The 24336-nt window shown below is 74.4% G+C and carries 18 protein-coding genes and 1 pseudogene; 14 read left to right on the top strand and 5 right to left on the bottom strand.

The window, feature by feature from the left end; translation table 11 throughout:
• The first annotated feature begins 98 nt into the window (after positions 1-98).
• The gene (locus ACW14Y_RS04060) at positions 99-1466 is read left to right on the top strand and encodes a serine hydrolase domain-containing protein (protein ID WP_456985886.1); all 1368 of its coding nucleotides are present in this window, start codon (positions 99-101) and stop codon (positions 1464-1466) included.
• Here ACW14Y_RS04060 and ACW14Y_RS04055 read toward each other — a convergent pair.
• Positions 1453-3450 carry a LamG-like jellyroll fold domain-containing protein gene (locus ACW14Y_RS04055; RefSeq protein WP_456985885.1) on the bottom strand — a complete coding sequence of 666 codons (1998 nt, stop codon included), beginning with the start codon at positions 3448-3450 and terminating at the stop codon, positions 1453-1455. The genes ACW14Y_RS04060 and ACW14Y_RS04055 overlap by 14 nt on opposite strands.
• A 191-nt stretch (positions 3451-3641) precedes the next feature.
• Positions 3642-4481: an SDR family NAD(P)-dependent oxidoreductase gene (locus ACW14Y_RS04050; protein ID WP_456988058.1), complete on the bottom strand. Its 840-nt coding sequence runs from the start codon at positions 4479-4481 to the stop codon at positions 3642-3644.
• Between the two features lie 666 nt (positions 4482-5147).
• On the opposite strand from ACW14Y_RS04050, the gene ACW14Y_RS04045 reads away from it, so the two are divergent.
• Positions 5148-5630, top strand: a complete 483-nt coding sequence (locus tag ACW14Y_RS04045; protein WP_456988056.1) for a hypothetical protein — start codon at positions 5148-5150, stop codon at positions 5628-5630.
• 27 nt (positions 5631-5657) lie between these two features.
• On the opposite strand, the pseudogene ACW14Y_RS04040 reads toward ACW14Y_RS04045, so the two are convergent.
• Positions 5658-6458 (bottom strand): annotated as a pseudogene (locus tag ACW14Y_RS04040) (IS5 family transposase); the annotation flags it as partial.
• A 177-nt stretch (positions 6459-6635) separates the two neighbouring features.
• Positions 6636-7310 (bottom strand): TetR/AcrR family transcriptional regulator, encoded by a 675-nt coding sequence (locus tag ACW14Y_RS04035; protein WP_380393925.1) that lies wholly within the window; start codon positions 7308-7310, stop codon positions 6636-6638.
• A gap of 103 nt (positions 7311-7413) precedes the next feature.
• Between ACW14Y_RS04035 and ACW14Y_RS04030 the strand changes: the two genes are divergently transcribed.
• The 3 genes from ACW14Y_RS04030 to ACW14Y_RS04020 all read left to right on the top strand — a co-directional run bounded on the left by ACW14Y_RS04030 (position 7414) and on the right by ACW14Y_RS04020 (position 11936).
• The gene (locus tag ACW14Y_RS04030; protein WP_456985884.1) at positions 7414-8964 is read left to right on the top strand and encodes a purine-cytosine permease family protein; all 1551 of its coding nucleotides are present in this window, start codon (positions 7414-7416) and stop codon (positions 8962-8964) included.
• Positions 8965-9051: 87 nt separating this feature from the next.
• Entirely contained in the window at positions 9052-10782 is a 1731-nt protein-coding gene (locus ACW14Y_RS04025; RefSeq protein ID WP_456985883.1) for an amidohydrolase, read from the top strand.
• Positions 10779-11936, top strand: a complete 1158-nt coding sequence (locus tag ACW14Y_RS04020) for a C45 family autoproteolytic acyltransferase/hydolase (RefSeq protein ID WP_456985882.1) — start codon at positions 10779-10781, stop codon at positions 11934-11936. Before ACW14Y_RS04025 ends, ACW14Y_RS04020 begins: the two co-directional genes overlap by 4 nt.
• A gap of 102 nt (positions 11937-12038) precedes the next feature.
• On the opposite strand, the gene ACW14Y_RS04015 is transcribed toward ACW14Y_RS04020, so the two are convergent.
• Positions 12039-12836 (bottom strand): MHYT domain-containing protein, encoded by a 798-nt coding sequence (locus ACW14Y_RS04015; protein ID WP_327064034.1) that lies wholly within the window; start codon positions 12834-12836, stop codon positions 12039-12041.
• A gap of 550 nt (positions 12837-13386) precedes the next feature.
• Between ACW14Y_RS04015 and ACW14Y_RS04010 the strand changes: the two genes are divergently transcribed.
• From ACW14Y_RS04010 to ACW14Y_RS03970, 9 genes are all read left to right on the top strand, one after another.
• Complete coding sequence (locus ACW14Y_RS04010; protein ID WP_456985881.1) at positions 13387-14004, top strand: TetR/AcrR family transcriptional regulator; 618 nt, start codon at positions 13387-13389, stop codon at positions 14002-14004.
• A gap of 164 nt (positions 14005-14168) precedes the next feature.
• A complete protein-coding gene (locus ACW14Y_RS04005; RefSeq protein WP_456985880.1) occupies positions 14169-15107 on the top strand; it encodes a LysR family transcriptional regulator in 939 nt (312 codons plus the stop codon).
• 178 nt (positions 15108-15285) lie between these two features.
• On the top strand, positions 15286-16383 hold the full coding sequence (locus tag ACW14Y_RS04000) for a vWA domain-containing protein (protein ID WP_380299786.1): 1098 nt from the start codon (positions 15286-15288) through the stop codon (positions 16381-16383).
• A gap of 380 nt (positions 16384-16763) precedes the next feature.
• Positions 16764-17552, top strand: coding sequence for an AfsA-related hotdog domain-containing protein (locus ACW14Y_RS03995; protein ID WP_380299785.1), 789 nt, complete (start codon positions 16764-16766; stop codon positions 17550-17552).
• The gene (locus ACW14Y_RS03990; RefSeq protein ID WP_380299784.1) at positions 17549-18217 is read left to right on the top strand and encodes a methyltransferase family protein; all 669 of its coding nucleotides are present in this window, start codon (positions 17549-17551) and stop codon (positions 18215-18217) included. The genes ACW14Y_RS03995 and ACW14Y_RS03990 overlap by 4 nt, the downstream gene beginning before the upstream one ends.
• Positions 18214-18963 (top strand): nitroreductase family protein, encoded by a 750-nt coding sequence (locus ACW14Y_RS03985; RefSeq protein ID WP_380389909.1) that lies wholly within the window; start codon positions 18214-18216, stop codon positions 18961-18963. The genes ACW14Y_RS03990 and ACW14Y_RS03985 overlap by 4 nt, the downstream gene beginning before the upstream one ends.
• On the top strand, positions 18960-21914 hold the full coding sequence (locus tag ACW14Y_RS03980; RefSeq protein ID WP_456985879.1) for a PEP/pyruvate-binding domain-containing protein: 2955 nt from the start codon (positions 18960-18962) through the stop codon (positions 21912-21914). The genes ACW14Y_RS03985 and ACW14Y_RS03980 overlap by 4 nt, the downstream gene beginning before the upstream one ends.
• Positions 21911-23179: a cytochrome P450 gene (locus ACW14Y_RS03975; protein ID WP_456985878.1), complete on the top strand. Its 1269-nt coding sequence runs from the start codon at positions 21911-21913 to the stop codon at positions 23177-23179. The genes ACW14Y_RS03980 and ACW14Y_RS03975 overlap by 4 nt, the downstream gene beginning before the upstream one ends.
• A complete protein-coding gene (locus ACW14Y_RS03970) occupies positions 23176-24180 on the top strand; it encodes a UbiA prenyltransferase family protein (protein ID WP_380442927.1) in 1005 nt (334 codons plus the stop codon). The genes ACW14Y_RS03975 and ACW14Y_RS03970 overlap by 4 nt, the downstream gene beginning before the upstream one ends.
• Positions 24181-24336: the final 156 nt, after the last annotated feature.

Below are 24336 nucleotides of genomic sequence, written 5' to 3'. Positions count from 1 at the left end.
GGGCGGACCGCCGATCACCCCCTGAGGAGGAGGCGCAGGCGCGCGGCGGCTGAAATCCTGGGCCCGGCGGCCCGAGGGCCGGGCCGGGAGGGGGCACCATGACCAGTGTTCGGGTTCGGACGGACCGTCGGCGCGGGCGGCTCGGGGCGCGGTTCGCCGCCGTCGCCCTGGCGGGTGCCACCGTCCTCGCGCTCGCCCCGACGGCGGCCGTGGCGGCCGGTGGCGAGGGCGGTTCGGCGGAGCGTCGGCCTCGGGTCGACGGGCAGCAGGAGCTGCGGGACCTCGTGGAGCGGGGCGGGACGACCGCCGCGCTCGCCGAGATCCGCGGTGTCGGCCGCTCCCCGTGGCGGGGCGCCGCCGGGGTGTCGGACCTGGCGACCGGGCGGCCGGCCGAGGCGGACGGCCGGTTCCGGATCGGCAGCGTGACCAAGGTCTTCGTGTCGACGGTGCTGCTCCAGCTGGTCGGGGAGGGGCGGCTGCGGCTGGACGACCCGGTCGAGCGCCACCTGCCGGGGGTCGTCCCCAACGGCGCCGCGATCACCGTCCGGCAGTTGCTGAACCACACCAGCGGCCTGTTCAACTACACCGAGGACACCCGCTTCCTGGTGACGAACGAGGCCGAGCTGGAGGACTACGCGCACGGGACGTGGCGCTACCGGGACTACCGGCCGGAGCAGCTCGCCGCCGTCTCCGCGGAGCACCCGCCGTACTTCGCGCCCGGGCAGGGCTGGCACTACTCCAACACCAACTACGTGCTCGCCGGGATGATCGTCCGCAAGGTCACCGGCCGGGCCTGGCAGCAGGAGGTGGAGCGTCGGATCGTCCGGCCGCTGCACCTGGAGGACACCGTCTTCCCCGGCTCCGGGACCGGCTTCGGCGGTCCGCACGCCCACGCGTACCTCGACCTGCCGGCCGGGCCGGCCGACATCACCCGGCTGAACCCCTCGGTGGTGGACGCGGCGGGCAACGGCATCTCCACCACCACCGACCTCGACCGTTTCCACGCCGCGCTGTTCGGCGGGAAGCTGCTGCGGCCCGCCGAGATGTCGGCGCTGACGGACACGGTGGCGAGCACGGACCCGGACATGGGGTACGGGCTCGGCGTGTTCCGGCTCGACCTGGGGCCGGGCTGCGAGGCGGCCTGGGGCCACGACGGCAGCCTCGCCGGCTGGGGGACCCTGCTGCTCGGCAGCCGGGACGGCAAGCGGCAGTTCGCGCTGTCGTACAACCCCTTCGTCGGCCGGGACGGCTCGGGGGGCGCGGAACCGGTCGGCTCGCTCGTCGCCAAGACGCTGTGCGCCCCGGGCGCGGGGACGGGCGCGGGGACGGGGACGGCGGGCGGGGGAGCGGACGCCCCGGCGGCTGCGGCTCCGGTGCCGCAGCCGGTCCCGAGGGCGATTCCGCGCACCGGACCGGACCTCCCGCTCCCCGGGCTCCCGCTGCCCGGCCCCGTCACCCGGTCATGAACTCCTTCACCCGCAGGGCCCGCCGCACGATCCGGACATCGCCGATGTACCCGTGGAACACCTTGTCCAGCACCCCCGCGTACGCGTAGCCGCCCACCATCCAGGGGCGGCCGAGGGTGGCCAGCCCCACGGCCGGGGTCGCCGGGTTGCGGGCCACCTCGCAGCCGTCCACGTACATCCGGCTGAGCTTCCCGTCGTTGACGACCGCGACGTGCCACCAGCGGTCCAGCGGCAGCTGGTGGCCCCAACAGGTCGACGCCCCGGTCTGGTTGACGGGGTAGACGCACCACTGGAGCGCGGGCGCCTCGGACAGGCTGAGCGTCACGACGGGCTCGTCGGCGTCCGTTCCGGGGCCGCTCCGGCCCGCCTCCGCCGCCGTGCCCCAGCGGCTGAGCAGGGCGGACCAGCGGCTCTGGCCGGAGTCCCAGTCGGCGGGCAGCTTGCAGAACGCCTCGACCGTGAAGCCGCGTTCGAAGGTCTCCCGGTTCAGCGGGGCGTTGGGCGCGGTCTGCAGGTAGGTGCCGCGCACCGGCGAGCGGGTGCCCCTGAACAGCAGACTGCCGTGGCCCGGCTGGTCCGGGTGGTGCTGCGAGGACCAGGTGAGCCCGCCGTCCGGGGTGCCGGGCGAGCTCTGCGGGTACAGGTCGTTGCCCTGCCCGGTCAGGTCCTTGACGACCTGCCGGGCCGTGACCGCGGTGCCGTCGCCGCCGCCCTCGAACCGCCAGTACGCGGCGGTGTCCCGGACCAGCAGCTCGGCGGGACGGCGGGCGGGGCGCGCCGGGACGGGCGCGAAGCCCGCGAAGCGCCGGTCGAAGTCGATCGAGAGCGAGAAGCGGTCCACGTCCGAGGTCAGCTCGACCTGCTGCGCGGCCAGGGGGTTGCGCTCCTCGGCCGCGATCTCCTGGATCCACGGCGAGTAGGTCGACACGTCGACGGTGTTGCGGTCCAGGTCGAAGCGGTACGCCCGGATCATCGCGGCGCCGCCGTAGTAGCGGTCCTGGTAGTTGGTGATGTGGACGTGCACGTCGTGGCCGGCCTTGTTGGTCAGCACCGTCCGGCCGGGCGGCCAGTAGTGGCCGTTGACGGTCAGGAAGATCTGGTCGTTGCCGCTGATCAGCCGCTCCCAGAGCTGCCGGCCGTAGTCGGACAGCTCGGCCCGGCCGCCGTCGTCGGCGTACGCGAGCTCGTGGGTGGTCAGGATCACCGGCACCTTCGGGTTGGCGGCGATGACCGCGTTGGCCCAGGCGAAGCCCGCGTCGGAGAGCCGCCAGTCCAGCGAGAGCAGCATCCACGGGCGGCCGCCGGCGGTGACGATGTGGCAGGTGTTGTAGCCGTCCGGGCTGGAGCTGCGGTAACCGGAGGTGCGGGCGGCCCGGGCCGGGCCGAAGGTCTCCAGGTACGGGGTGCTGCCGCGCCGGTCGTCGGTGGAGGAGCGGATGTCGTGGTTGCCGGCGAGCACGCCGTAGGCCGCGCCGGCGTCGTCCAGCAGGCCGAACACCTTGCTCACGGCGGCGAATTCGGCGGGGAGCCCGTTCTCGGTGACATCGCCGAGGTGGGCCAGGAAGACGATGTTGTCGTCCGTCCCGTCCTCCCGGTTGACCCCGCCGTCGAGCACGTGGCGGATCGCGGCCTCGACCGGCGCCGGGTGGATCCGGTCCTGGTCGAACAGGTACTGGGTGTCCGGCATGACGACGAGGGTGAACCGGCGGGCGTCCGGGTCGGGCTGCCAACGCTGCTTCCCGGCGGGCTTCTTGGCCCCTGCCGCGCCGGTGCCGGACGGGTCGGAGCCGGCCGCCGGTCCGGGGCCGGCCGCGTGGGCGGGCGCCGCGCCGAGCAGGCCGAGCCCCGCCGTGCCGACCCCGGCGCCCAGCAGGCCCGCCCCGCGCAGGAACCGGCGGCGCCCGGCCGCGGCGGGTCCGTCCCCGTCGAGTTCGGCGGTGCGCGGGCACTCGCAGGGGTGCCCGGACTCGTGGTTGTCGTGCATGTTCGCTCCCGGAAGTGGTCCGGCCCCCGACGGTAGGTACCCGATCTGGTCGGAGGTCATCGACCGGGCCACGCCCCGCTGAACAGCGGCCGAACCCGTCGGGGCGCTGCTCGTGACCTGATCGGGGCGCTGATCGGGGTGCTGATCGGGGTGCTGCGCGGGACGGCTGCCGGGAGTCGGCGGACCGGCCGTCAGTCCTGGCGCGGGCCCGGTTCCTCCAGCAGTGCGCGGGCGGTGGCGAGTTCGGCGTGGGTGGCGTGCGCGGCGGCGCTGAGGTGCTCGAAGCTGCCGGGACCGATCGGGATCCGGACGGGCAGCGGGCCGGGGGTGTCGGCGAGGCGGAGCACCTCGCGGGCGAAGTCCTCGGGGCGGCCGATGTCCGGCAGGGCCGCCATGTCGCGCAGCTGCTCGCGCATCGGCTCGGTGCTCGCGCGGTAGGCGGCGGAACGGCCGGCGGCGTCGGTCACCGAGCCGCCGTAGTGGGTGGCGTAGCCGCTCGCGGCCAGCGCCGCGACCCGGATGCCGAAGGGGGCCGTCTCGGCGGCCAGCGCCTGGGTCATGCCCTCCAGCGCGTGCTTGCCCGTGACGTAGGCGGCCAGACCGGGGAAGGCCGTCCGGCCGGCGAGCGAGGAGACGTTCAGGACCAGCCCGCCGCCCTGCGCCCGCATCACCGGCAGCACCAGCCGGGCGAGCCGCCAGGGCCCGACGACCAGCGTCTCCAGCTGGTCGCGGAGCTCCTGGTCGCCGACCTCCTCCACGGTGCCGAACACACCGTTCCCGGCGTTGTTCACCAGGACGTCCAGTCCGCCGAAACGTTTCACCGCTGTCGCGACCGCGTGCTCGCACTGCTCGGGGTCGCGGACGTCGAGGGGCAGCGCGAGCACCCGGCCGGGGTGCTCGCGGACCAGCCCGTCCAGGGTCTCCACCCGGCGCGCGGTCGCCAGGACCTGGTCCCCGGCCTCCGCCGCCGCCCCGGCCAGTGCCCGGCCCAGCCCGGTCGAACACCCCGTCACCAGCCAACGTCTTGTCATGCTCCGCGCCCCCGTCTCCTCCTGCTCGGCTCCCGAGACCGGACACCGTCCCACCCCGGCGCCCCTTCGCCCAGCCCTCCGGCAGACCGCTCCGAGGGCGCGCGGGAGCGCGACGGTCTCGCGGTCACGGGAGCGCGCGCCCCCGCCGGGGGCCGGGGGTGCGGCTCGGTGCGGGAGGTTGTGGTCGAAGGAGCACCGCAGTGCGGATCTCCTCGACCGGTTCGACTCCTTCGCCGAGGTCGCCGGGATCGCCCCCGCCCTCCGCGTACGAGCGTCGGCACCGAGGCGGTGACCTGCGGGTTCTCGGCGAGGGCTGTCGCCGACAGCCCTGGCGACGCCGAGCTGTTCCTCGTCGACGGTGCCACCCCCGTCGACCTGTACGACCACGACCGGTGTGACTCCCGCCGCCGCCGAGCCGGTCGAGTCCTTCGGCAAGTACCTCGTCCGCGTCGGCAAGGGCGAGCGGCAGAGCGGCAACTGTCCGGTTCGCACTGCGAGCAGCGGCTCTGGTGAGGGCGAGGCGTCCCCGGCGCCGGGGAGGCCGCCGACCGACGGGAAGGCGCTGGTCGCAGTCACTCCCCGATGACTGCGACCAGCACGACGGCCTTGGATGTCGTTTCCCTTGGTGCTTTCTGGTGCCTGAGGTGTGCTGGGATACTTCTTGGTGTGCTGTTGACATGGATCGCCGAGGTGGCGGACGAACCGCTGGTGTTGGAGCCGACCGACCGGAGGGTGGAGTGGGAGACCAACACCTGGTGGCTGAGTGCGGAGGATGAGGACAGGCGGGCCCTGTCGGTCTCGGAGGTGGTTGCCGCCTTTGAGCGGACCGCCGAAGGCATCCGGCTCCGCATCGGTGAGATGGGCTTCGCAGGGGTGGCGACGTTCTACGTGTGGTACGACGAGCAAGCCGAGCAGCTCCGGTGCTCGACCGGGTCGGTGGCCTCTGACGAACTGCCGTTCGGCGGCGCCTACGTGCCTTCGGACGATCTCCGTACTGTCGTTGAGGGCTTCCTGAGCGACCAGGAGCCGGGCGTGGATGCCCGGTCGGACCGTGAGGACGAGCACGATCAGTCGGAGCAGACCGCGCCCGAGCCGGAGGCCGCACCCTTTCCCGTCTGGGTTCGCAGCGTCGGACCTGTCTCGGCCTGACCGGACCTTCCCGCCGGCGCGGCCCGGGCGGCGGTAGCGGATCAGGGCTGCGGCGATGGCGGCGAAGGTGAGGAAGTGCTCGGCCTTGCGCTCGTAGCGCCGGTGCAGGCGACGACATCCGCCGAGCCAGGACATCGTGCGTTGGATGACTCGGCGGTGACGGCCCGGACGTTGGGAGGACCCGACTCCACGGCGGGCGATGCGCGGGACGATTCCGCGTGACCGCAACCTTCGCCGAAGGTGGTCGTGGTCGTAGCCTTTGTCCCCGTGGAGCTTGGCCGGGCGGCGTCGACGAGCGCCGCGGTGAGAGCGGATGGGTGGGATGCCCAGCACCAAGGGTTCCAGAGCCTGGCTGTCGTGCAGGTTCGTTGCGGAGACGGCGAGCGAGATCGGCAGCCCGTTGCGGTCGCAGATCAGGTGGATCTTCGACCCGTTCCTGCCACGGTCGGTCGGGATTCGGTCCGGTCAGTGGCCCCCCTTTGAGGGCGCGGATGCTCACCGAGTCGATGGCGCACCGTGATCGGTCCAGCTCGCCTGGGTGCCGAACTCGTCCAGGACGACCCGTTACATACAGATCCATACCCGTTCCCGGCTCCACGGCGCGAACCGCCGGTAGACCGTCTGCCAGCAGGCCCCGAAGACTGGTGGGAGCTGACGCCAGGTACAGCCCGAGGTTGCCACGAACACGATCGCGGCCAGCACTTCACTGTCACCGACCCGCCGCTGGCCGCCACCCTGCGGACGCTGAACGACCGTCGGCGCCACCACTCGTCGAAACAGCCCCCACAACTCGTCCGGGACCCGGCGCTCAACAAGGCCCTCCACAATCACTCAACGATCTCTAGAACCACAAGAATTAGGGTCTTACGGCGGACGCAAGGCCTGTCGGTTCTCGTGGCGACCGTGCGATCTCTGCCGGGACGGACGACCCCGCCCTCGACAGCGTGGCCGTCGGCCCGGTCGGGAGGGCGTCGGGCGGCGGGGCGGTGCCCAGGGGCAGGTGTCTCAGATCGCGGCGGCGCGCAACAGGCCCGGGGTGAGGTCGAGGCGGTGTTCGGCGACGGTGAGGGCGAGGTCCTGGAGGGCCGGGTGGTTCAGGTCGTCGCTTCCGCCTTCGTCGTTGCTGTCGCCGTCGATGTCGTCGTTGGCGTAGGCGCCGAGGCCGTCGACGGTGACCAGGATGTGCAGGGCCGCGCCGAGTGGGTCGTCGGTGCGGAACTCGCCGCGGCGCACGCCCTCCTCCACCAGTCCGGTCAGTGCCGTGCGGGTGAGCGACTCCTGTTCCCGGACAGTGGCGCGCAGGCCCGGTTTGAACCGGCTGAGGTGGCGGGCGTTGAGCCAGAGGCGGCTGAGGTCCAGGCAGTCGGCGCCGGTGAGGCGGACCAGGAAGCCGGCGAGCCGGGCGGTGGGGGAGCGGTCCGCCTCGTGGGCGCCGGGTGGCAGCAGGGCGTCGCGTTCCTGGGCGGCGGCGTGGGCGAAGGCCTCGGTCACCAGGTCGTCGGCGGCCGGGAAGTAGTGGCCGATGAGTCCGGGGCGCACGCCGAGCTCGTCGGCGACGCGGCGCAGGGTGATGCGCTCCAGGCCTTCGTCCAGGGCGATCCGGGCGGCGGTGTGCAGGATCTCCGCGCGGCGTTCGACGGGGGGCTTGCGGGTGCGGGCGCCCTGAGGTCTTGACGTCATGGGGGACACGCTATTGGATGTGTGCCCAACACGTTGTTGGCCATCCGACCAATAAGGCTGGAACGGCCGGCGGACGGTTCCTCGACCGACCCGAGAGGCCCTGATGAGACCGACCGATTCCACCCCCGCCCCGAGACCGGCCGACGACCCCCGTTCGGCCGGGTCCGCCGGGTCGGCCCGCGCGGGATCGGCCCGCGCGGGATCGGCCCGCGCCGGGTCGGCCCCCCGCCCGGGACCGGGCTCCGGCTCCGACGGTGCGGCCCCCGCCCCCGCCCCGCGCGCCGGTGGCCCCGAGGCCAGGGGCATCGACCTCGTCCCCGACGAGGAGCGCGGTGGGCGCCCCCGCGACCTGTTCGCCGTCTGGGCCGCGCCCAACGTCAGCTACCTCAGCTTCGTCGTCGGCGCCGCGCTCGTCCTGATGGGCCTCACCCTCCCGCAGGCGCTCGGCGTGGTCCTGGTCGGCAACCTGGTCTGGATCTGCACGGGCGTGGTCGCGGCCGCCGGTCCCGTCGCGGGCACCAGCGGGTCGGTCGTCTCCCGCGCCCTGTACGGCGTGCGCGGCAACCGCGCCGTGGTGGTCGTCACCGGCTGGCTGATCGCGGCCGCCTACCTCGCCCTGAACTGGTCGGCCGCCTCGGTGGCGGGCATCGGTCTCGCCGCCCGGCTCGGTCTGCCCGCCTCCCCGGCCGTCGACGCGGCGGTGATCTGCGTCATCGCGGCCGGCACCCTGCTGATCGCCATCTTCGGGTACGGCCTCATCGTGCGCCTCTACACGGGGCTGAGCGTCGCGCTGACCGCCGTCTTCGCCGTGGTCACCGGGTACGTGCTCGCCGCCGCCGACCTCTCGTACGCTCCGGCCGAGCCGCTGCGGGGCGCCGCGCTGGCCGCCGCGCTCGGCGCCGGGTTCACGCTGGTGGCCTCCGCGCCGCTGTCCTACACCAACAGTCCCGACCTCGCCCGCTACCTGCCCCGCGACAGCAGCCCGGTCGCCGTCGCCGGCTGGACGGCGCTCGGGGCGTACCTGCCCAGCGTGGTCTTCACCGCGGTCGGCGCGCTCGCCGCCACCGGACTCGACATGACCGACCCGGAGGCCGCGCTGGAGGGCGTGCTGCCCGGCTGGTTCGTGCCGGTCTTCGTCGTCGCGGTGGTCGTCAACACCATGACCAACAACGGCATGACGGCCTACAGCGCGGGCCTGTCCGTCCAGTCGGTGGGCGTCCGGCTCGCGCGGATCCCGGCGGTGCTGGTCATCGGGGTGCTGGGCACGGCGATGACGCTCTACGCGATCCTCGTCTTCGACTTCCTCACGGCCGTCAGCACCGTGCTCCAGCTCGTCGTGGTGGTCACCGGCCCGGTGATGGCGGTGGCGATGACCGACCTCGTCCTGCGCCGCAACCGCTACAGCGGGCCCGAACTGCTCGCCCAGCGACGCGGCGGGCCGTTCTGGTACCGCGGCGGTGTCCACTGGGCCGGCTTCCTGGCCCTGGCCGCGGGCGCGCTCACCGCCGGGCTCTGGGTGCGCACCACCTTCTGGACCGGACCGATCGCGGCGGCCGCGGGCGGTGTCGACCTCTCCGTCCCGGCGGGGATGACCGTCGCGGCCGCCGTCTATTGGGCGGCCACCGGCGCGCTGGGCACGATCCCGCGCCCCTGACCGGACCGCACGCCCCCCGCCGCGCCCCGCCGCAGACATTCACCTGCACCCGCAGTCCCGCACCGCCCCGATCCGAGAGAACCCACCGTGCACGCCGACACCATCCTCCTGGCCCGCACCGTCGAGCTGCTGACCGACCCCGACCCCGGCCCCGACCCCGACCCGGGCCCCGACCCCGATCCCGACGCCCACGACAGTGCCCGCGACCGGCCCCTGCACGGCGTCGCCGTCACCGCCGGCCGGATCACCGCCGTCGGTCCCGCCGAGCTCCTCGCCCCGCTGCGCGGCCCCGCCACCGTGGTCCACGAGTTCCCGGGCGCCGCGATCCTGCCCGGCCTCGTCGACGCCCACGCCCACCCCGTCTGGGGCGCCATCTCCACCGGCAGCGGCGTCGACCTGTCCGGCGCGGTCACCCTCGCCGACGTCCTCGCCCGCCTCGCCGACGCCGCCTCCGGTCGGCCCGCCGAGGACTGGATCACCGGCTTCGACCTCGACGTCAACGTGTTCGACGGCGAACCGCACGGCGCCTTCCTCGCCGAGCACCTCCCCGGGCGCCCGGTCTCCCTGCTGACCCGCGACGCCCACGCGCTGGTCGTCAGCCCCCGCGCCGTCGAACTCTCCGGCCTCACCGGCCGGGAGTCGTTCACCGACGCCTCCTCCGTCGTGGTCGACGGCGCCGGCCGTCCGACCGGCTACGTGCTCGAACTCCAGGCCATGGACCTGGTCTTCGCCCACTACCCCGAAGTCCCGCTCGACACCGCCGCCGCCCATGTCCGCGCGCAGCTCGAACGCTTCGCCCGCAGCGGCCTCACCGGACTGCACGCCCTCGACTTCGGGGAGCCCTCCGAGGAGGTGTTCCGGCACCTGGAGGAGCGGGGCGAGCTGCCGCTGCGGGTGCGCTGCTCCCCGCTGGTGCCCGCCGACTCCACCCCGGACGTCTGGCGGCGGATCGCCGGGCTCCAGGGTCTGGGCGGTCGGCGCTGGCACGTCGACGGGGTGAAGTTCATGCTCGACGGCACGGCCGACAACGGCACCGCCTGGTTCGAACACCCCGACGTCCACGGCGAGAACCGCGAGCCGCTCTGGCGCGACACCGACGCCTACCGCGCCGCCGTCCGCTTCTTCACCGAACGCGGCATCCCCACCGCCACCCACGCCATCGGCGACCGCGCCGTGCGCTTCGCCCTGGACGTCTTCGAGGAGACCGGCCGGGCCCCGCGCGCCCCGCACCGGATCGAGCACCTCGAATCCGTCCCGGACGACCTGCTGCCCCGCTTCGCCCGCCTCGACGTGGTGGCCGGTCTGCAGCCGGTCCACGCGACCCGGCAGACCCGTGCGGACGGCACCGACAACTGGTCCCGCCGGATCGGCCCCGAGCGGGCTGCCCGGGGCTGGCGCACCCGCGACCTGCTCGACCACGGCGCCGTCGTCGCCCTGGGATCGGACTGGCCGATCGGTCCCGGCGACCCGCGGGTCGGCCTGGCCGACTGCCAGTTGCGCCGCCCGGTCGAGGAACCGGACGCCGCACCCGTGCAGCCCGGCCAGGCGGTCACGGCGCGCGAGGCGTACCGGGCGATGACCGTCGCGGCCGCCCACGCCGCCGGGGCGGACGGCGAACTCGGCCGGATCGCCCCGGGTTTCACCGCCGACCTCACCGTCCTCGCCGCCAACCCGCTGGACCTCGACCCCGGGGCCCAGGCGGTGAACCCGGTGCTCGCGACCGTCGTCGGCGGCGCGGTCCAGCTCCACCCCCGCCTCGCCCCCACTCCCGCCGCTGCCGCCCCCGGCACCGTCACCGCCCCGAAGGAGCAGCCGTGACCCCGACGCCGATCCCCCGCCCCGACCACCGCCGTCACGTCCGGGTCGACGCCGTCGACCCGTACCGGCGCGGCACCGCCCGCGGCGAACAACTGCGCGCGCACCTCCCCGCCGCGCTGGACGTGTACGAGCGCCTCTTCGCCCTCGGCGGCATCACCCCCGACCGGGTCCGTGACGACGCCGAACGCGCCCTGGACGCCGTCGGGGAGTTCCGCCCGGGCGCCCGCGCCGAGATCGAGGGCATCGCCCACGGCGCCGGGCTCGACCCCTGGCGCGTCGCCGCCCTCAACGCCCGGACCGAGATCCTCGCCCGCAGCGCCACCGTCCCGCCGGGGGAGTGCACCACGCTGGTGCGCCGGACCACCGAGCCGCCCGGTGGCACCGGTGGCACCGACGGCCCCGGCGGCACCGACGGCCCCGCCGCAGTGGTGCGCACCTTCGGCGTCCAGACCTGGGACTGGCACGTCGAACTGAGCGCCCACTGGCACACCCTGGAGTCACGGGGCGGACGGCACACCGTCGTCGGCCTCACCGAGGACGGCATCCTCGGCAAGATCGGGATCAACAGCGCGGGCCTCGCCCTGCACTTCAACATCCTCGGGCACGCCCGCGACGGCGTCGGCGGTGTGCCGGTGCACGTGCTCGCGGCGGTGGTCCTCGCGGAGGCCGGCAGCGTCGCCGAGGCCGTCGACCTGGTCCGCGGCGCGCCGCTCGCCTCCTCCGGCTCGTTCGCGCTCTTCGACGGGACGGAGGCCACCCTGCTGGACCTCAGCCCGGCGGGGGTGTTCGCGGTCGCCCCGGACGAGCGCGGCCTGCTGGTGCGCACCAACCACTTCCTGACCCCGGTACCGGCGGCGGAGGAGAAGTCCTGGCTCTACCAGCCGGACTCGGGCGAGCGCCACGACTTCGTCCGTGCCCGGCTCGCCCGTCTCCGGCCGCTCCCGGACACCTCGGAGGCGCTCGCCCGCTGCCTGGTCACCGGCCCCGGCGAACCGCCCGTCACCTGCCTGCCCGACCCGGCCGAGGCGCTCGGCCGCCGCTGGGCGAGTCTCGCCACCGTCGCCCTGGACCCGGCGACCCGCACGGCGGCCGTCCTCGACGGCACCCCCGCCGAGCTCGGCACCCGCCCCTGGCGCACCCTCACCGCCGGCTGACGGCACCGGACGGCACCGGACGCGGAACGGCCCGGCCGCAGGATCTTCCCTGCGGCCGGGCCGTTCGGCTTCGGAGCTCCCGGCCGGGGGGCGGGGAGCCGGTCAGTCCTGGCGCTCGAACAGCGGCACCCGGACCGGCTCCGGCCGGTCGCGGTCCAGGCCGGACAGCGAGGCGTCGTGCGGCGACAGCATCAGCGCGATCCCGCCGAGCGAGAGCAGCACGAGGACGGCCACCGCGAGCGGGGTGATGAACTGCGAGGCGGGGAGGCCGCCGACCGGGGTCCGACCGTCCAGCACCACCGAGACGGCGGCCATGCCGGTGTAGTGCATCGCGACCACCGCGACCCCGGCGATCAGCGCGGAGGCGAGCGAGGCCAGCAGGCCGGTGATGTTCAGGGTCATCCACAGCGCGGTGGCGGACGCGGCGACGGCGATCGCGATCGAGCCGGCCACGGTGAGGGTGTCGTAGGACACCTGCCCCTGGACGTGCATCGCGGCCATGCCGAGGTAGTGCATCGCCGCCACACCCAGGCCCATGACGGTGCCGCCGACCAGCAGGGTGCTCAGGCGTCGCGGCCGGTAGCCGACATAGAGGATGCCGAGGCCGCAGACCACGATCGCCAGCACCAGGCTGCACAGCGTCAGGGGCACGTTGTAGAGGATGGTCGAGCCGCTGACGGTGAAGCCCAGCATGGCCAGGAAGTGCATCGTCCAGATGCCGCAGCCGATCTCGGCGGCGCCGAGCAGCAGCCAGCCGAGCCGCCTGCGCGGCGGCAGGTCGAGGGCGCGGACGGTGCAGCGCAGGCCGAGCGCGGCGCCGGTGCAGGCGACCAGGTAGGACAGGACCGGGTTGAGCCAGCCGTAGTGGAAGCCGTCGATGACGGCGGGGTGGGGGTGCATGAGAATACCTGAGCTGACGTTTCGTTGATGGACGCACGGGAGCGGCCCGCGCGGGGCCACGGTCCGGTGCGGGGGTCCCCGCGCGCGGCGGTGCGGGCAGGACGGGTCGGCGACCCGGTGGTGCCCGTCCGGCGTCGAGGGTCACGGACGGCGCCACGGGTGTCGGCAGACGGGAGCGGGCATGCGGAAAGAGGCCTCGTGGGCGGCCGCACGCAACGGGAAGCCTTCTGCCGGGCCTCACGTGCGGGTACATACTATCTGCCCGCCGGGGTCAAGATCTCTTGGGGGTCGACCTCGCGGATCTTTGGTGAAGACCCGAAGATGCGAAGACCTGAAGACCTGAAGACATGAAGACCCGAGGACACGAAGAGTCGACGATCCGAGGATCCGGAGACCCGAAGGCCTGAAGACCCGTCGGCCCGCGCCGCCCCGCCGTGCCGCGCGGCGGCCCCGCCCGGTCGGCCTGGGTATCCTCGTCCTCCGGCCGTACGGACCACCGGTCCGTTTCATCGGCGCTGACCCCGGGCCCGTACGGGAGAGGAGCGGACGCATGTCCGAGCACAGGTCCCGCAAGGACGCCGTCCGCAACCGGGAGGCCGTTCTCGCGGCCGCCGACGCCCTGTTCGCCCGCCGGGAGAACGCCGAGGACGTCACCATGGCCGAGGTCGCGGCGGCGGCCGGCGTCGGCAAGGGCACGCTGTTCCGGGCCTTCGGCGACCGGGCCGGGCTGCTCCGCGCGCTGTACGAGGCCCGGCTCGAACCGCTCGGCGACGCCGTCGGGACCGGCCCGCCGCCGCTCGGACCGGACACCCCGCCGGCCGAGCGCGTCCCCGCCCTGCTCGACGCCCTGCTCGGCTTCAAGCTCGACAACCGCGCGCTCGCCCTGGCCCTGGAGGACGGCGAGGCCAGCCCGTACCGGACGGAGCACTACGCGCGCTGGCACGCGCTGCTCCGCACGCTGCTGGAGCGGGTTCCGGTCGCGGCGGACAGCGGCTTCACCGCCCACGTCCTGCTCGCCGCGATCCGGGCCGACCTGGTCGAGCACCTGGCCGGACCGGGCGGCCTGGGCCGGGAGGAGCTGCGGGCGCGGCTGGCGGAGCTGGTCGGCACGGTCCTGACGCCCGTTCCGCCGGGGTCCGGGGCGGGGCCGGGTCCGGCCGAGGGCTGAGCGACCGGTCTGACGGTCGGACGGTCGGACGGTCGGACGGAGGACCGACCGATCGTCCGTACCCGGATGCGGTGTCATCGGGGTACTGTCCTCTCCGCGCCCACCCGCCGCACACCGCCGGGGAGCGGGGCGGCGGCACCTGCGCGGACCCGGGGGGAACCACGATGCTCGACGTCAGACGGCTCACCATGCTCCAGGCCGTGGCCGAGCACGGCAGCTTCAACCGTGCCGCGACCGCGCTGCTGCTGACACCCTCCGCCGTGTCCCAGCAGATCGCGGCCCTCGAACGCGGTCTCGGTACCATCGTGGTGGAGCGGTCGACGCGCGGGGTGCGGCTGACCGAGGCCGGGCGTCTGCTGGTCGACGCCGCCGTCGCGGTGGGCGCCGAACTGCGGCACGCCGAGCAGCGGATCGCGCGCCTGGGTGCCGACCGGCCCCGGCTGACGCTCGCCACCTTCACCAGCGGCGGCCGCCACCTGTTGCCCCCGGTGCTGGCCCGGTTCGCGGCGGCGCACCCGGAGGTCGAACTGCGGATCGTGGAGCGCGAACCGGAGGACAGCCTCCCGATGGTCCGCGACGGCAGCGCCGACCTCGCCCTCGCCTACCACTTCGACGGGCCGCTGCCCGTCGTCCCCGGCGACCGCTCCGGTCTGGAGTGGACGCCGCTGATGACGGACCCGCTGTCCGTCGTCCTGCCCGAGCACCATCCGCTGGCCGGCCGGGACGGCCTGGACCTCTCCGAACTCGCTGAGGACCCGTGGGTGCTGGGCTGTGCGAAGACCGAGGCCTTCCTGCGCCGCCACGCCCTGATGGCCGGCTTCGAACTGCGGGTGGCGGGCTCCACCACCGACTACTTCTTCGCCCGTGCGCTGGTCGCCGCCGGGGTCGGGGTCTCCCTCGTCCCGCAGGTCGCCCTCGACCCGCCGCAGCCCGGCACCCGGGTCGTCCCCGTCACCCCGCCGCGCCCCGCCCGGCACTTCGGCCTCGCCCTGCCGCGCCGGCGCCGTCCCCGGCCGTACGCGGACGCGCTCGCGGTCCTGCTGCACGCGCACGCCACGGGCACCGCCCCCGGCCCGGTCCGACTCCCCGGTCCGACTCCCTGACCCGAGCCCCCCGGCCCGACACCCCGACCCGATTTTCCGATCTGACGCGCCCTCGGATTCCCCGACCGGGGCCCCCTCCCGGTCCGGCGGAATTGTCAGTGCCTCCGCATAGGGTTGGAACAACGCCGAGGGGAGCGCCGGAAGGCGCCGGAAATGGCGTTGGGAAAAGGGGAGAACAATGTCCACGAACAGGATCGACCACAAGGTCAACCACGTCTCGCTGGTGGTCGACAAGTCCGGCTCGATGCGCCAGCACGAGCAGCAGCTGGTCCGGGTCGTGGACGAGTTCGTGAAGGGCCTCCAGGAGGAGTCCGACCGGCTCGGGCACGAGACCAGGATCAGCCTCTACGCCTTCGACCACGAAGTGCGGAACCTCGTCTGGGACATGGACGTCAAGCATCTGCCGTCCCTGAAGGGCCTCTACCGCGTCGACAACGGCGCGACGGCGCTGATCGAGGCGGCCGTGAAGTCCGTCGACGATCTGAAGAACATTTGGGAGGGCTACGGGGAGCACTCCTTCCTCCAGGTCGTCGTCACGGACGGGGAGGAGAACGCCTCCGGCTGTTCCGAGAGCGGCAAGATGCACATCCGTATACCGGGGGCCAAGGGGAAGGCCGTGCTGCGCGGTTGGATGGAGCGGATCCACGGGGCCATGGCCGGGCTTCCCGACCACTGGACGTCGGCGATCCTGGTCCCGAATTCGCTCGCCAAGCGCACCGCCCAGGAATACGGGTTCCCCGCGGGCAATATCGCGATCTGGGACGCCGATTCCAGCAAGGGCGTCGAGGAGGCGATCGGCACCGTCAAGTCCGCCGCCACGAGCTTCCTGCGCGGCCGGGAGAAGGGCGTGCGGGGCACCAAGAACCTCTTCACCATGGGCCAGGACCTCAGCGCCGCGGCGGTCACCGCCGAGCTCGACGCCCTGGACGCGGGTGCCTACGCCCTCGTCCCGGTCGATCAGCCGTTGCCCATCCGCGAGTTCGTCACCGGCGCGGGGCACACCTACCGGACGGGCTGTGCCTTCTACGAGCTGTCCAAGCGGGAGCGGATCCAGGGCGGCAAGCAGCTCGCCGTCGCGGAGAAGGACCCGGCCACGGGCCGGATGACCGGCAAGGTGTTCTCGGGCCCGGCGGCCCGCCGGCTCCTGGGCCTGCCGGCCTCGGAGGCCACCGTCAAGCCCGGAGACAACCCCGCCTACACGGTGTTCGTCCAGTCCACCTCCGTCAACCGGAAGTTGGTGCCCGGTACCGAGCTGCTCGTCATGCTGCAGCCGTAGTCGGGGCGCGGCCCGGCCCGGGGCGGCGGCTCCCCGCCGCCCCGGGCCGCCCTCGACCGCCCCCGGCCGCCCTCGCCGTCACGGGCCACTCCTGGGCCACCCGTAGGCGTCGCGGGCCGGTGTCGGCGATGGGGTTTTCGGCCATCGCTGCGGGTGTTTTTGGTCGCTGGCGGGGTCCGGTCGGGGCGTGGGCCGGTCCGGGTTGCTCGGACAGGTGATCGATGGTTACCTCGGTCCTCGTGACCTCGTTGGTACCAGGTGTCTCATATGGAACTGACGTTCCATCGGTTCATGACAGTTCGTCAGAAGACTTCCGGGGGGAGGGATTCGACCAAATAGATGAGGTTCCGTCCGAAAATGTCGGCGGACCGGGGCCGGGGGTGGTCGTCCCGGTGGTGGTGGACGAGAAGGACTTCTGTTTCTTCGATCACCCGCTCGACCATGTGCCCGGAATGGTGCTGGTGGCGGGAGTCCTGGACGTCCTCGGGGCCCGGGCTCCGGAGTGGGTCGACGCGGACGGCGGCCGGTTGCGGCTCTCGATGAGCTTCGACCGGATGTGTGAGCTGGGTTCCCCGGTGTGGCTGCGCGGCGGTCCGATCGCGGCCGACGACGGACCGGCCTGGGAGCTGGTGGCGCTGCAGGACGGCGAGGCCGTCAGCCGGGCCTCGGTCCGCTTCGGCGGGACGCCGGCCCCGGTGCGGGCCGGGCGGGAGGGCGGGGTTCCCGCCGAGCCCGCGGTGCCCGCCGATCCGGCGCTGGTGCACCGCCACCGCCCGGAGAACGTCCTGCTCGGCGGTGCGGTGCGGGTCGAGCGGGCCGCGGTACTGGTGCCGCCACCGGGCCACCGACTGGCAGGTACGGGGGTGCACACCATGGGCGCGCTGGTCGAGTCGGCGCGGCAGATGGCGACGATGCTCGGCCACACGGCCCACGGGCGGGACCTCGACGCGCAGATGCTCTGGCTGTCGCTGGAGGCCGACCTGCCGACCGGCCTGCCGATCGAGGTGCCGTTGGAGTTGTGGTGGGAGTTCGCACCGGCGCGCGGGGCGCGCGCGGTGTACCGGTTCGCGGTCGTGGACGCGGAGAGCGGCGAGGGGTACGGCCGGTTGCAGATCGGCGTCCACACCCTCAGCCGTGCGGGTTACTTGAAGCGGAGGTCGGCGAAGTGAGTGGGGCGGAACAGGTGACGGGCACGGGCACGTCGTGGGCGGTGCGGGCGCCGCAGTTGTTGTTCGTCGTCGCGGTGCTCGCGGTGGCCACCGGATTGGTGGTCCACCTGCGGCACGCGGGCGAAGGGGTGGACCTGGTGGCGGCCGTGCTGGCCGCCTGCTACCTGGCGTGGCTGGCGGTCGAGATCCCGGTGACCTTCCGGACCTCCGGCTCGGCGCCGCGGGAGTCGGCGTCGCTGCTGTTCTACGCCACGGCCCGGATCGCGACCGTGTCCGCGGCCGTGCTGGGGCCGCTGCCCTGGGACGAGTGGTCGCCGCTGCTGCTGGTCCCGGCGGCGGTGTTCGTCGGCGGGGTCGTGCTGAGGCAGGTGGCGATCCGCACGCTGGGCCGCTTCTACTCGCACCATGTGACCCGGCAGACGGACCACCAGGTCGTCACCTGGGGCGTCTACCGGTTCATCCGGCACCCCGCCTACGCGGGAATGCTGTCGGCGCACGTCGGCCTCGTGGTGTTCTTCCTGAACCCGCTGAGCGTGGTGCTGCTGGTCGTGCTCGCCGCCGCGATCACCTTCCGCATCCGCACCGAGGAGCGGATGCTGCTGAACATCCCCGGCTACCGCGACTACGCGGCCGGGCACTCGCGCCTCGTGCCGGGTCTCTGGTGAGCGCCTCCGCCCGCCCGTCGCGGGTCGGGGTGCCGACGACGCCGGACGAACTGCTCACCACCACGCGCTCGGTGCGGCTGCGGCTGGACCTGACGCGCCCGGTGGACCTCGACCGGGTCCGGGAGTGCGTGGAGATCGCGCTCCAGGCGCCCAACGGCGGCAACACCCAGCGCTGGCACTGGCTGGTGGTGGCCGAGGACGGGCTGCGCAAGCGGATCGCCGAGGTCTACCGGCGGTCGTTCGAGGCCCGCTACCCGCCGACCGTCGCCGCCGACGGAGCGGCTGCCGGAGAGGCGTCGGCGAGCGGCGCGCCTGCGGGCAGTGCATCGGCGGGTGGGGTGTCGGCCGGCGGGGTGTCGGACCGGATGCTGGCCGGCGGCCGGCACCTGGCGGAGCACCTGCACGAGGTGCCGGTGCTGGTGATCCCGTGCCTGGAGCTCGGCAGCCGCCGGCTCACGGCGGCCAACCAGGCGGGGGTGTGGGGCTCGCTCCTCCCCGCCGCCTGGAGCTACATGCTCGCCGCGCGCGCCCGCGGCCTGGGAACGGCGTGGACGACGGTGCACCTGGACGCCGAGCAGGAGGTCGCCGACCTCCTCGGGCTGCCGGGCGACGTGCGCCAGGGGGCCCTGATCCCCACCGCGCACGTGCTGGGGGACGGATTCGGACCGGCGCCGCGCCGGCCGGTGGACAGCGTGCTGCACCTGGACGGCTGGGGCGGCACGGGATGGGGCGGTGGGGGCGCATGACGGATCTCGTGGTGACCACGGCGACGGACGGCGGCGAGGTGCTGGCCGACGCCGCCCGGGTCGGGAACAAGTTCGCCCGGCAGGAGGTGCTGCGACGGGCCGGGTTCCGGGTACCGGAGTTCTTCTGCCTGCCCGCCGCCGCCTTCGACGAGGCTCTGGACGCGCTGCGCCCGTCGCTGCCCGCCGAACCGGCGGACGGCGCCGACCGGGCGGAGGTGGAGAGCTGGTGCGCGGCGGCCCGCGAGGCGCTGGGCGGCGCGCGGCTGCCGGTGGCGCTGGCCGAGCGGATCCGCAAGGAGTTCGCGGCCGTGGCCGGGCCGGAGGGCCTGGTCGCGGTGCGGGCGTGCGTGGTCCCGGCCGGTACGGGGACCGACGGCGCTTCCGACGCTCCCGAGAACGACGCTCCTGAGAACGACGCGGCCGAGGCGATCGGCGAGGACAGCGCGGTCGACCCGTTCGCGGGCATGAGCGACAGCTTCCTCTACGTCGACGAGGACGGCCTGGAGGACGCCGTCCTGGGCTGCTGGGCCTCCGCGTTCAACCCGCAGGCCGTGCGCTACCGGACCCTGCGCGGTCTGGACCCGTTGCGCGCCCGGGTGGCCGTCGGCGTCCAGCGGATGGTGCTCGGCACCCGCTCGTTCGTCGCGTTCACCCGCGACCCGCGCGACGGCGCGGTCCGCCGGGTCGTCGCGGCCGCCTACGGCATCGGCGAGGGCGTCGTCCAGGAGAAGGCGGACATCGACCACTTCTTCCACGACCCGGCCACCGACGAGGTGACCGCGCTGACCGTGCGCAAGCAGTGGTCGATGGGCCTGGCCGAGGGTGCCGCCGCCGGTGCGCCGGTGCTGCTGCCGGTGGCCGGCGAACTCGCCGACGTCCCGGTGCTGGACGACGACCAGGTGCGCGCGGTGGCGGAGCTGGCCGTGCGGGTGGAGGAACTCTTCGGTGTCCCCCAGGACATCGAGGGCGCCCTCACCGAGGACGGCGTCGTCCACCTGCTCCAGGCCCGCCCGCTGGTCACCGCGCCGCCCACGGCCGGGACCTCCCCGGCCACCGGTGCCGCCACGGCCGGGACCGCCCCGGCCACCGCCACCGCCACCGCCGACGCCGCGACGGAGGAGCCGGGGAACGACCAGGTCTACTGGGGCAACCACAACATCACCGAGAGCTTCCCCGGTGTCTCCGGCGCGCTGACGTTCTCCCAGTCCCGCGAGTTCTACCGCCGCTCCTTCACCGACCTCTACCGGCGGATGGGCGTCCCCGAGTCCTGGGTGCGGGACAACGCCCACCGCCTCGCCCGGATGGTCGGCTACCTGGAGGGCCAGGTCTACTACCGGCTCGACGACTGGCACGCCCTGCACGGGCAGATGCCGATGTTCGAACTCGTGCGCCGCGGCTGGGAACAGGCGATGGGCATCACCGGCCCCGCCCGCGGCGAGCGCCGCTGGGCCGCCCCGGCCGTCGCCCTGGCACTGCCCCGGCTGGCCTGGCGCAGCGCCCTCCACCCGTGGCAGGTGAAGAGCTTCCTGCGCTGGTGGGACCGGCAGATGGCCGAGGCCGAGACGATCGGCGACTCGCCGGAGGAGCTGATCGCCTTCTACCGGCGGCTCTGGGAGCGCGCCGGCGAGCGCTGGGGCGTCACCCTGGTGAACGCGTTCATCGCGCTCGTCGTGCTCGGCGCGGGCAGCGTCCTGCTGCGTCGCTGGACCGGCGAGGGCCCGCAGGTCCTGGTCGGGCTGATGGGCGGCGGGCGGGAGAACCGCTCGCTGGAGGCGGTGCGCGCGGCCATGGGTCTGGCCGAACTCGTCGGCGCCGTGCCCGAACTGCGGGCCGCCGTGCTCGACGACGCGAGCGATCCCGAGCAGCTGTGGCAGCGGATCGTCGAGGGCCAGCACGGTGCGGCCGTCCGCGACGCCGCGCGCGGCTACGTCGCCCGCTACGGCGACCGCGCGCTGCACGACCTGAAGCTGGAGGAGCCCACGCCCCGCCAGCGCCCGTGGACCGTGCTCGCGCTGATCCGCCCGCTGGTGCGCCAGGGCGCGACGGTGGCGGCCAGCCGCGCCGACGAGCAGGCGGCCGCCCGCAAGGCCCGCGAACGGCTGCACGAGGTGCTCCCGAACCCGGTCCGGCGGGCCGTCCTGCTCGGCGTCACCTCCCTCGCCCGCGACCTCGCCCGGATCCGCGAGGACACCCGGTTCTGCCGCACCCAGCTGTTCGGGCTGTCGCGCGACGTGATGTGGCGGCTGGGCGCGGAACTCGCCCGCACCGGCGTCCTGGACGACGCGCTCGACGTCGCCGACCTGACCGTGGAGGAGGTCATCGGCGCCTTCGACGGCACCGGCACCGTGACCGACCTGCGGGCCCTGGTCGCGCTGCGCCGCACCCAGCGCGAGCGCTGGGCGAAGAACCCGCAGCGCCCCGCCCTGCTGGGCACGCCCGCCGGACTGCCGCTCGCCCGGGCGCTGCCGAGGGCGAGCGCGGTGGGCAAGGCCGCCGCCGCCGACGACGGACTGCTGCGGGGCATCGGCTCCAGCGGCGGCGTGGTGCGCGGCCGGGCCAAGGTGGTGCTCGACCCGTCCACCGACCCGGACCTCGCCGCCGGGCGGATCCTGGTCGCCCGGGAGACCGATCCGGGCTGGCTGTTCCTGATGATGTCCGCGACCGGCATGGTCGTCGAACGCGGCACCCTGCTGTCCCACACGGCGATCACCGGCCGTCTGCTCGGCGTTCCCACCGTGGTCGCCGTGCCGGGGGCCACCACGGCGATCCCCGACGGCGCCTGGATCGAGCTCGACGGCGCGGCCGGGACGGTGCGGCTGCTGCCGCCGTCCGAACAGCCGCAGGAGCCGGGCGATTCCGAGAAGCCGCAGGAGCCGGGGAAGCCCGAGGCGCCGGTCGGGACCGCCCCGACCGACGGAACCGCCACCACCGAGAAGGGCGACAGGACATGACCGACGACCCGGCCCGTTTCCCCTTCCCGCCCGCCGGCGACGTGCGCCCGCCGGACGCGTACCACGACGTCCTGCACGCCCGCGCCCCGCACCCGGTGCAACTGTCCAGCGGGCAGCCCGCCCTGCTGGTCACCCGGCACGAGGACGTCACGGCCGTCCTCGGCGACGACCGCTTCAGCCGGGCCGGCTACACCGAGCTCGCCCGCCCGCTGTTCGCCCGCAAGACCGAGTCCGTCCTGCTGGCCACCGCCGACGCCCCCGACCACACCCGGCGCCGGCGCGCGATCCTCCCCGCGTTCACCGCCCGCCAGGTCCGCCTGCTGCGGCCGCGCCTGGAGGCCCTCGCCGAGGAGCTGCTCGACGACCTGACCGCCGGTGCCACCGCCGGCGAGACCGACCTCGTGGGCGGCTTCACCGTGCCGTTCCCGATGCGGGTCATCTGCGAGGTGCTCGGCGTCCCGCTCGACGACGGCGCGATGCTGCGTGCGAAGGTGGACATCCTGATGTCCACCTCCGGTCACACCCGGGAGGAGGTCGCCGCCACCCAGGCGCGGATGGACGCGTACTTCACCGCCCTGGTCGACGGCAAGCGGCGCGCCGCCGAGGCCGGCACCCCGGCCGACGACCTGCTCACCAGGCTGGCGCTGCGCCCGGACGACGACCCCGAGCAGCGGCTGTCCGACCGGGAGGTGGTCTCCCTCGGCTCGGGCATGCTGATGGCCGGTTACGAGACCACCGGCAACTCCTTCGGCATGTGCGTGCTGCTCCTGCTGCGCCACCCCGACCTGGTGAAGCGCCTGCGCGCGGAGCCCGAGCGGATCCCGGCGGCGGTCGAGGAGATGCTGCGCTTCAGCTCCCTCAACAACACCGGCGGGGCGCCGCACCTGGTGAAGGAGGACACCGTGCTGGGCGGCTGTCCGGTGGCGGCCGGGCAGATCGTGGTGCCGCTCACCGACAGCGCCAACCGCGACCCGGCCGTCTTCACCGACCCGGACGCCTTCGACCCCGACCGCGCGGACGTCGGCTCCCACCTCGCCTTCGGGTACGGCCGTCATCTCTGCCTGGGCGCCGAACTCGCCCGGGCCGAGCTGCAGATCGGCGTCGACGCGCTGCTGCGCCGCTTCGAGGTGCTGGAACTCGCCGTCCCCGAGGACGAGTTGGACTGGCGGCGGACGATGTTCATCAACGGCGTCTGGCAGTTGCCGGTCCGCTGGACGGCGGCCGGTGCCGCGGCGGTCCCCGCCGCGGAGGGGCGGAGCACGTGAGCCCCCCGGCCGCCCGGCCCGCCGCCGCCGGCCCGGAGGCGGTCACCCCGGCCGGTGGGCCGGCCGGTCCCGCCGACCCGGGCCCGCTCGCCGTGCGCCTCGTGGCCTTCCTGCGCGGCAGCTTCCCGCTGCCGCTGTCGCTGGTGTTCGCCGGGGTGTGGGCGCTGGGCGCCACCGGGCTGTTCGCCGCCGCCGACGCGCGGGTCGTGGACTGGCGGCCGGGCTGGGGCACGGTCGGGGCCGCGCTGACCGTGCTGGTCGACCTGCTCCTGATGCGGGCCGCCGACGACCTGCGCGACCTGCCGTACGACCGGCGCCACAACCCGTCCCGCCCGCTGGCGCGCGGCGCCGTACTGCCGCGCGACCTGTACCTGCTGTTCGGCGCCGGGGCCGCGTTCCTGCTCCTCCTCAACGCCGGCAATCGGGCCGCCCTGCTGCTGATCGCCGCCCAGCTCCTCTACACCGTGCTGCTGGTGGGGTCCGAGCTGTGGCTCGGGTGGCCGCGGGGGGACGCTGTCGTCAGCGGCGTCCTGCTGAGCTCCCCGGTCCAGGTGCTGCTCAACCTCTACCTGTACGCGGTGTTCCTGCACGACACCGGGCTGGACGGCGACACCGTCGCGCGGGCCGGGAAGCACGTGCTGCCGCTGCTGGTGGTGATCATGCTGGCCGCCACCCACCACGAACTGGTCCGCAAGGTCGTCCGCGAGCCGGGAGCGCACGAGCGCACCTATGTCCGGGTCTTCGGCCTGCGCACGACCGTCGCGCTCGCGCTCGGCTCCGCCGCCGCGTCCGCCGCGGTGTCGCTGGCGGTGCTGCGGCCGTGGGCGGGCGGACCGGCCGGGTGGGGGTGGCTGGCGCTGCTGCCGGTGGTCGTCGCCGCCCTCGCCGCCCGCCGCTTCGACCGGAGCGGGGCGGCCCGCTGGCCCGTCGGGGCCGTGGTCGGCTACTTGCCGGCCGTGTTCCTCTGCCATCTGCTGATCGGCCTCGCGGCCACGTCGTGAGGACCGAGGACCTGTAGGTCGCGGTCCTCGCCGCCCTTGTGCCCCGTCCCGGCCGTCGCCGGGGCGGGGCACTCCGCTCGTCGGACGGGTCGTCGTGGTCGTCCCGGTCGGACCGGGTGCGCTACCGGCACCGGCACCGGTAGCGCCGCCGCCACC

Source organism: Kitasatospora sp. cg17-2 (genome assembly GCF_054031055.1).
Note: the sequence above shows the minus strand (reverse complement) of the source record. Positions and strands in the feature narration are given on the sequence as shown.

What these genes read in the sequence shown, in the direction of transcription:
- ACW14Y_RS04060 (WP_456985886.1), top strand. Translation starts at nt 99, where the DNA reads ATGACCAGTGTTCGGGTTCGGACGGACCGTCGGCGCGGGCGGCTCGGG.
- ACW14Y_RS04055 (WP_456985885.1), bottom strand. Translation starts at nt 3,450, where the DNA reads ATGCACGACAACCACGAGTCCGGGCACCCCTGCGAGTGCCCGCGCACC.
- ACW14Y_RS04050 (WP_456988058.1), bottom strand. Translation starts at nt 4,481, where the DNA reads ATGACAAGACGTTGGCTGGTGACGGGGTGTTCGACCGGGCTGGGCCGG.
- ACW14Y_RS04035 (WP_380393925.1), bottom strand. Translation starts at nt 7,310, where the DNA reads ATGACGTCAAGACCTCAGGGCGCCCGCACCCGCAAGCCCCCCGTCGAA.
- ACW14Y_RS04030 (WP_456985884.1), top strand. Translation starts at nt 7,414, where the DNA reads ATGAGACCGACCGATTCCACCCCCGCCCCGAGACCGGCCGACGACCCC.
- ACW14Y_RS04015 (WP_327064034.1), bottom strand. Translation starts at nt 12,836, where the DNA reads ATGCACCCCCACCCCGCCGTCATCGACGGCTTCCACTACGGCTGGCTC.
- ACW14Y_RS04010 (WP_456985881.1), top strand. Translation starts at nt 13,387, where the DNA reads ATGTCCGAGCACAGGTCCCGCAAGGACGCCGTCCGCAACCGGGAGGCC.
- ACW14Y_RS04005 (WP_456985880.1), top strand. Translation starts at nt 14,169, where the DNA reads ATGCTCGACGTCAGACGGCTCACCATGCTCCAGGCCGTGGCCGAGCAC.
- ACW14Y_RS04000 (WP_380299786.1), top strand. Translation starts at nt 15,286, where the DNA reads ATGTCCACGAACAGGATCGACCACAAGGTCAACCACGTCTCGCTGGTG.
- ACW14Y_RS03980 (WP_456985879.1), top strand. Translation starts at nt 18,960, where the DNA reads ATGACGGATCTCGTGGTGACCACGGCGACGGACGGCGGCGAGGTGCTG.
- ACW14Y_RS03975 (WP_456985878.1), top strand. Translation starts at nt 21,911, where the DNA reads ATGACCGACGACCCGGCCCGTTTCCCCTTCCCGCCCGCCGGCGACGTG.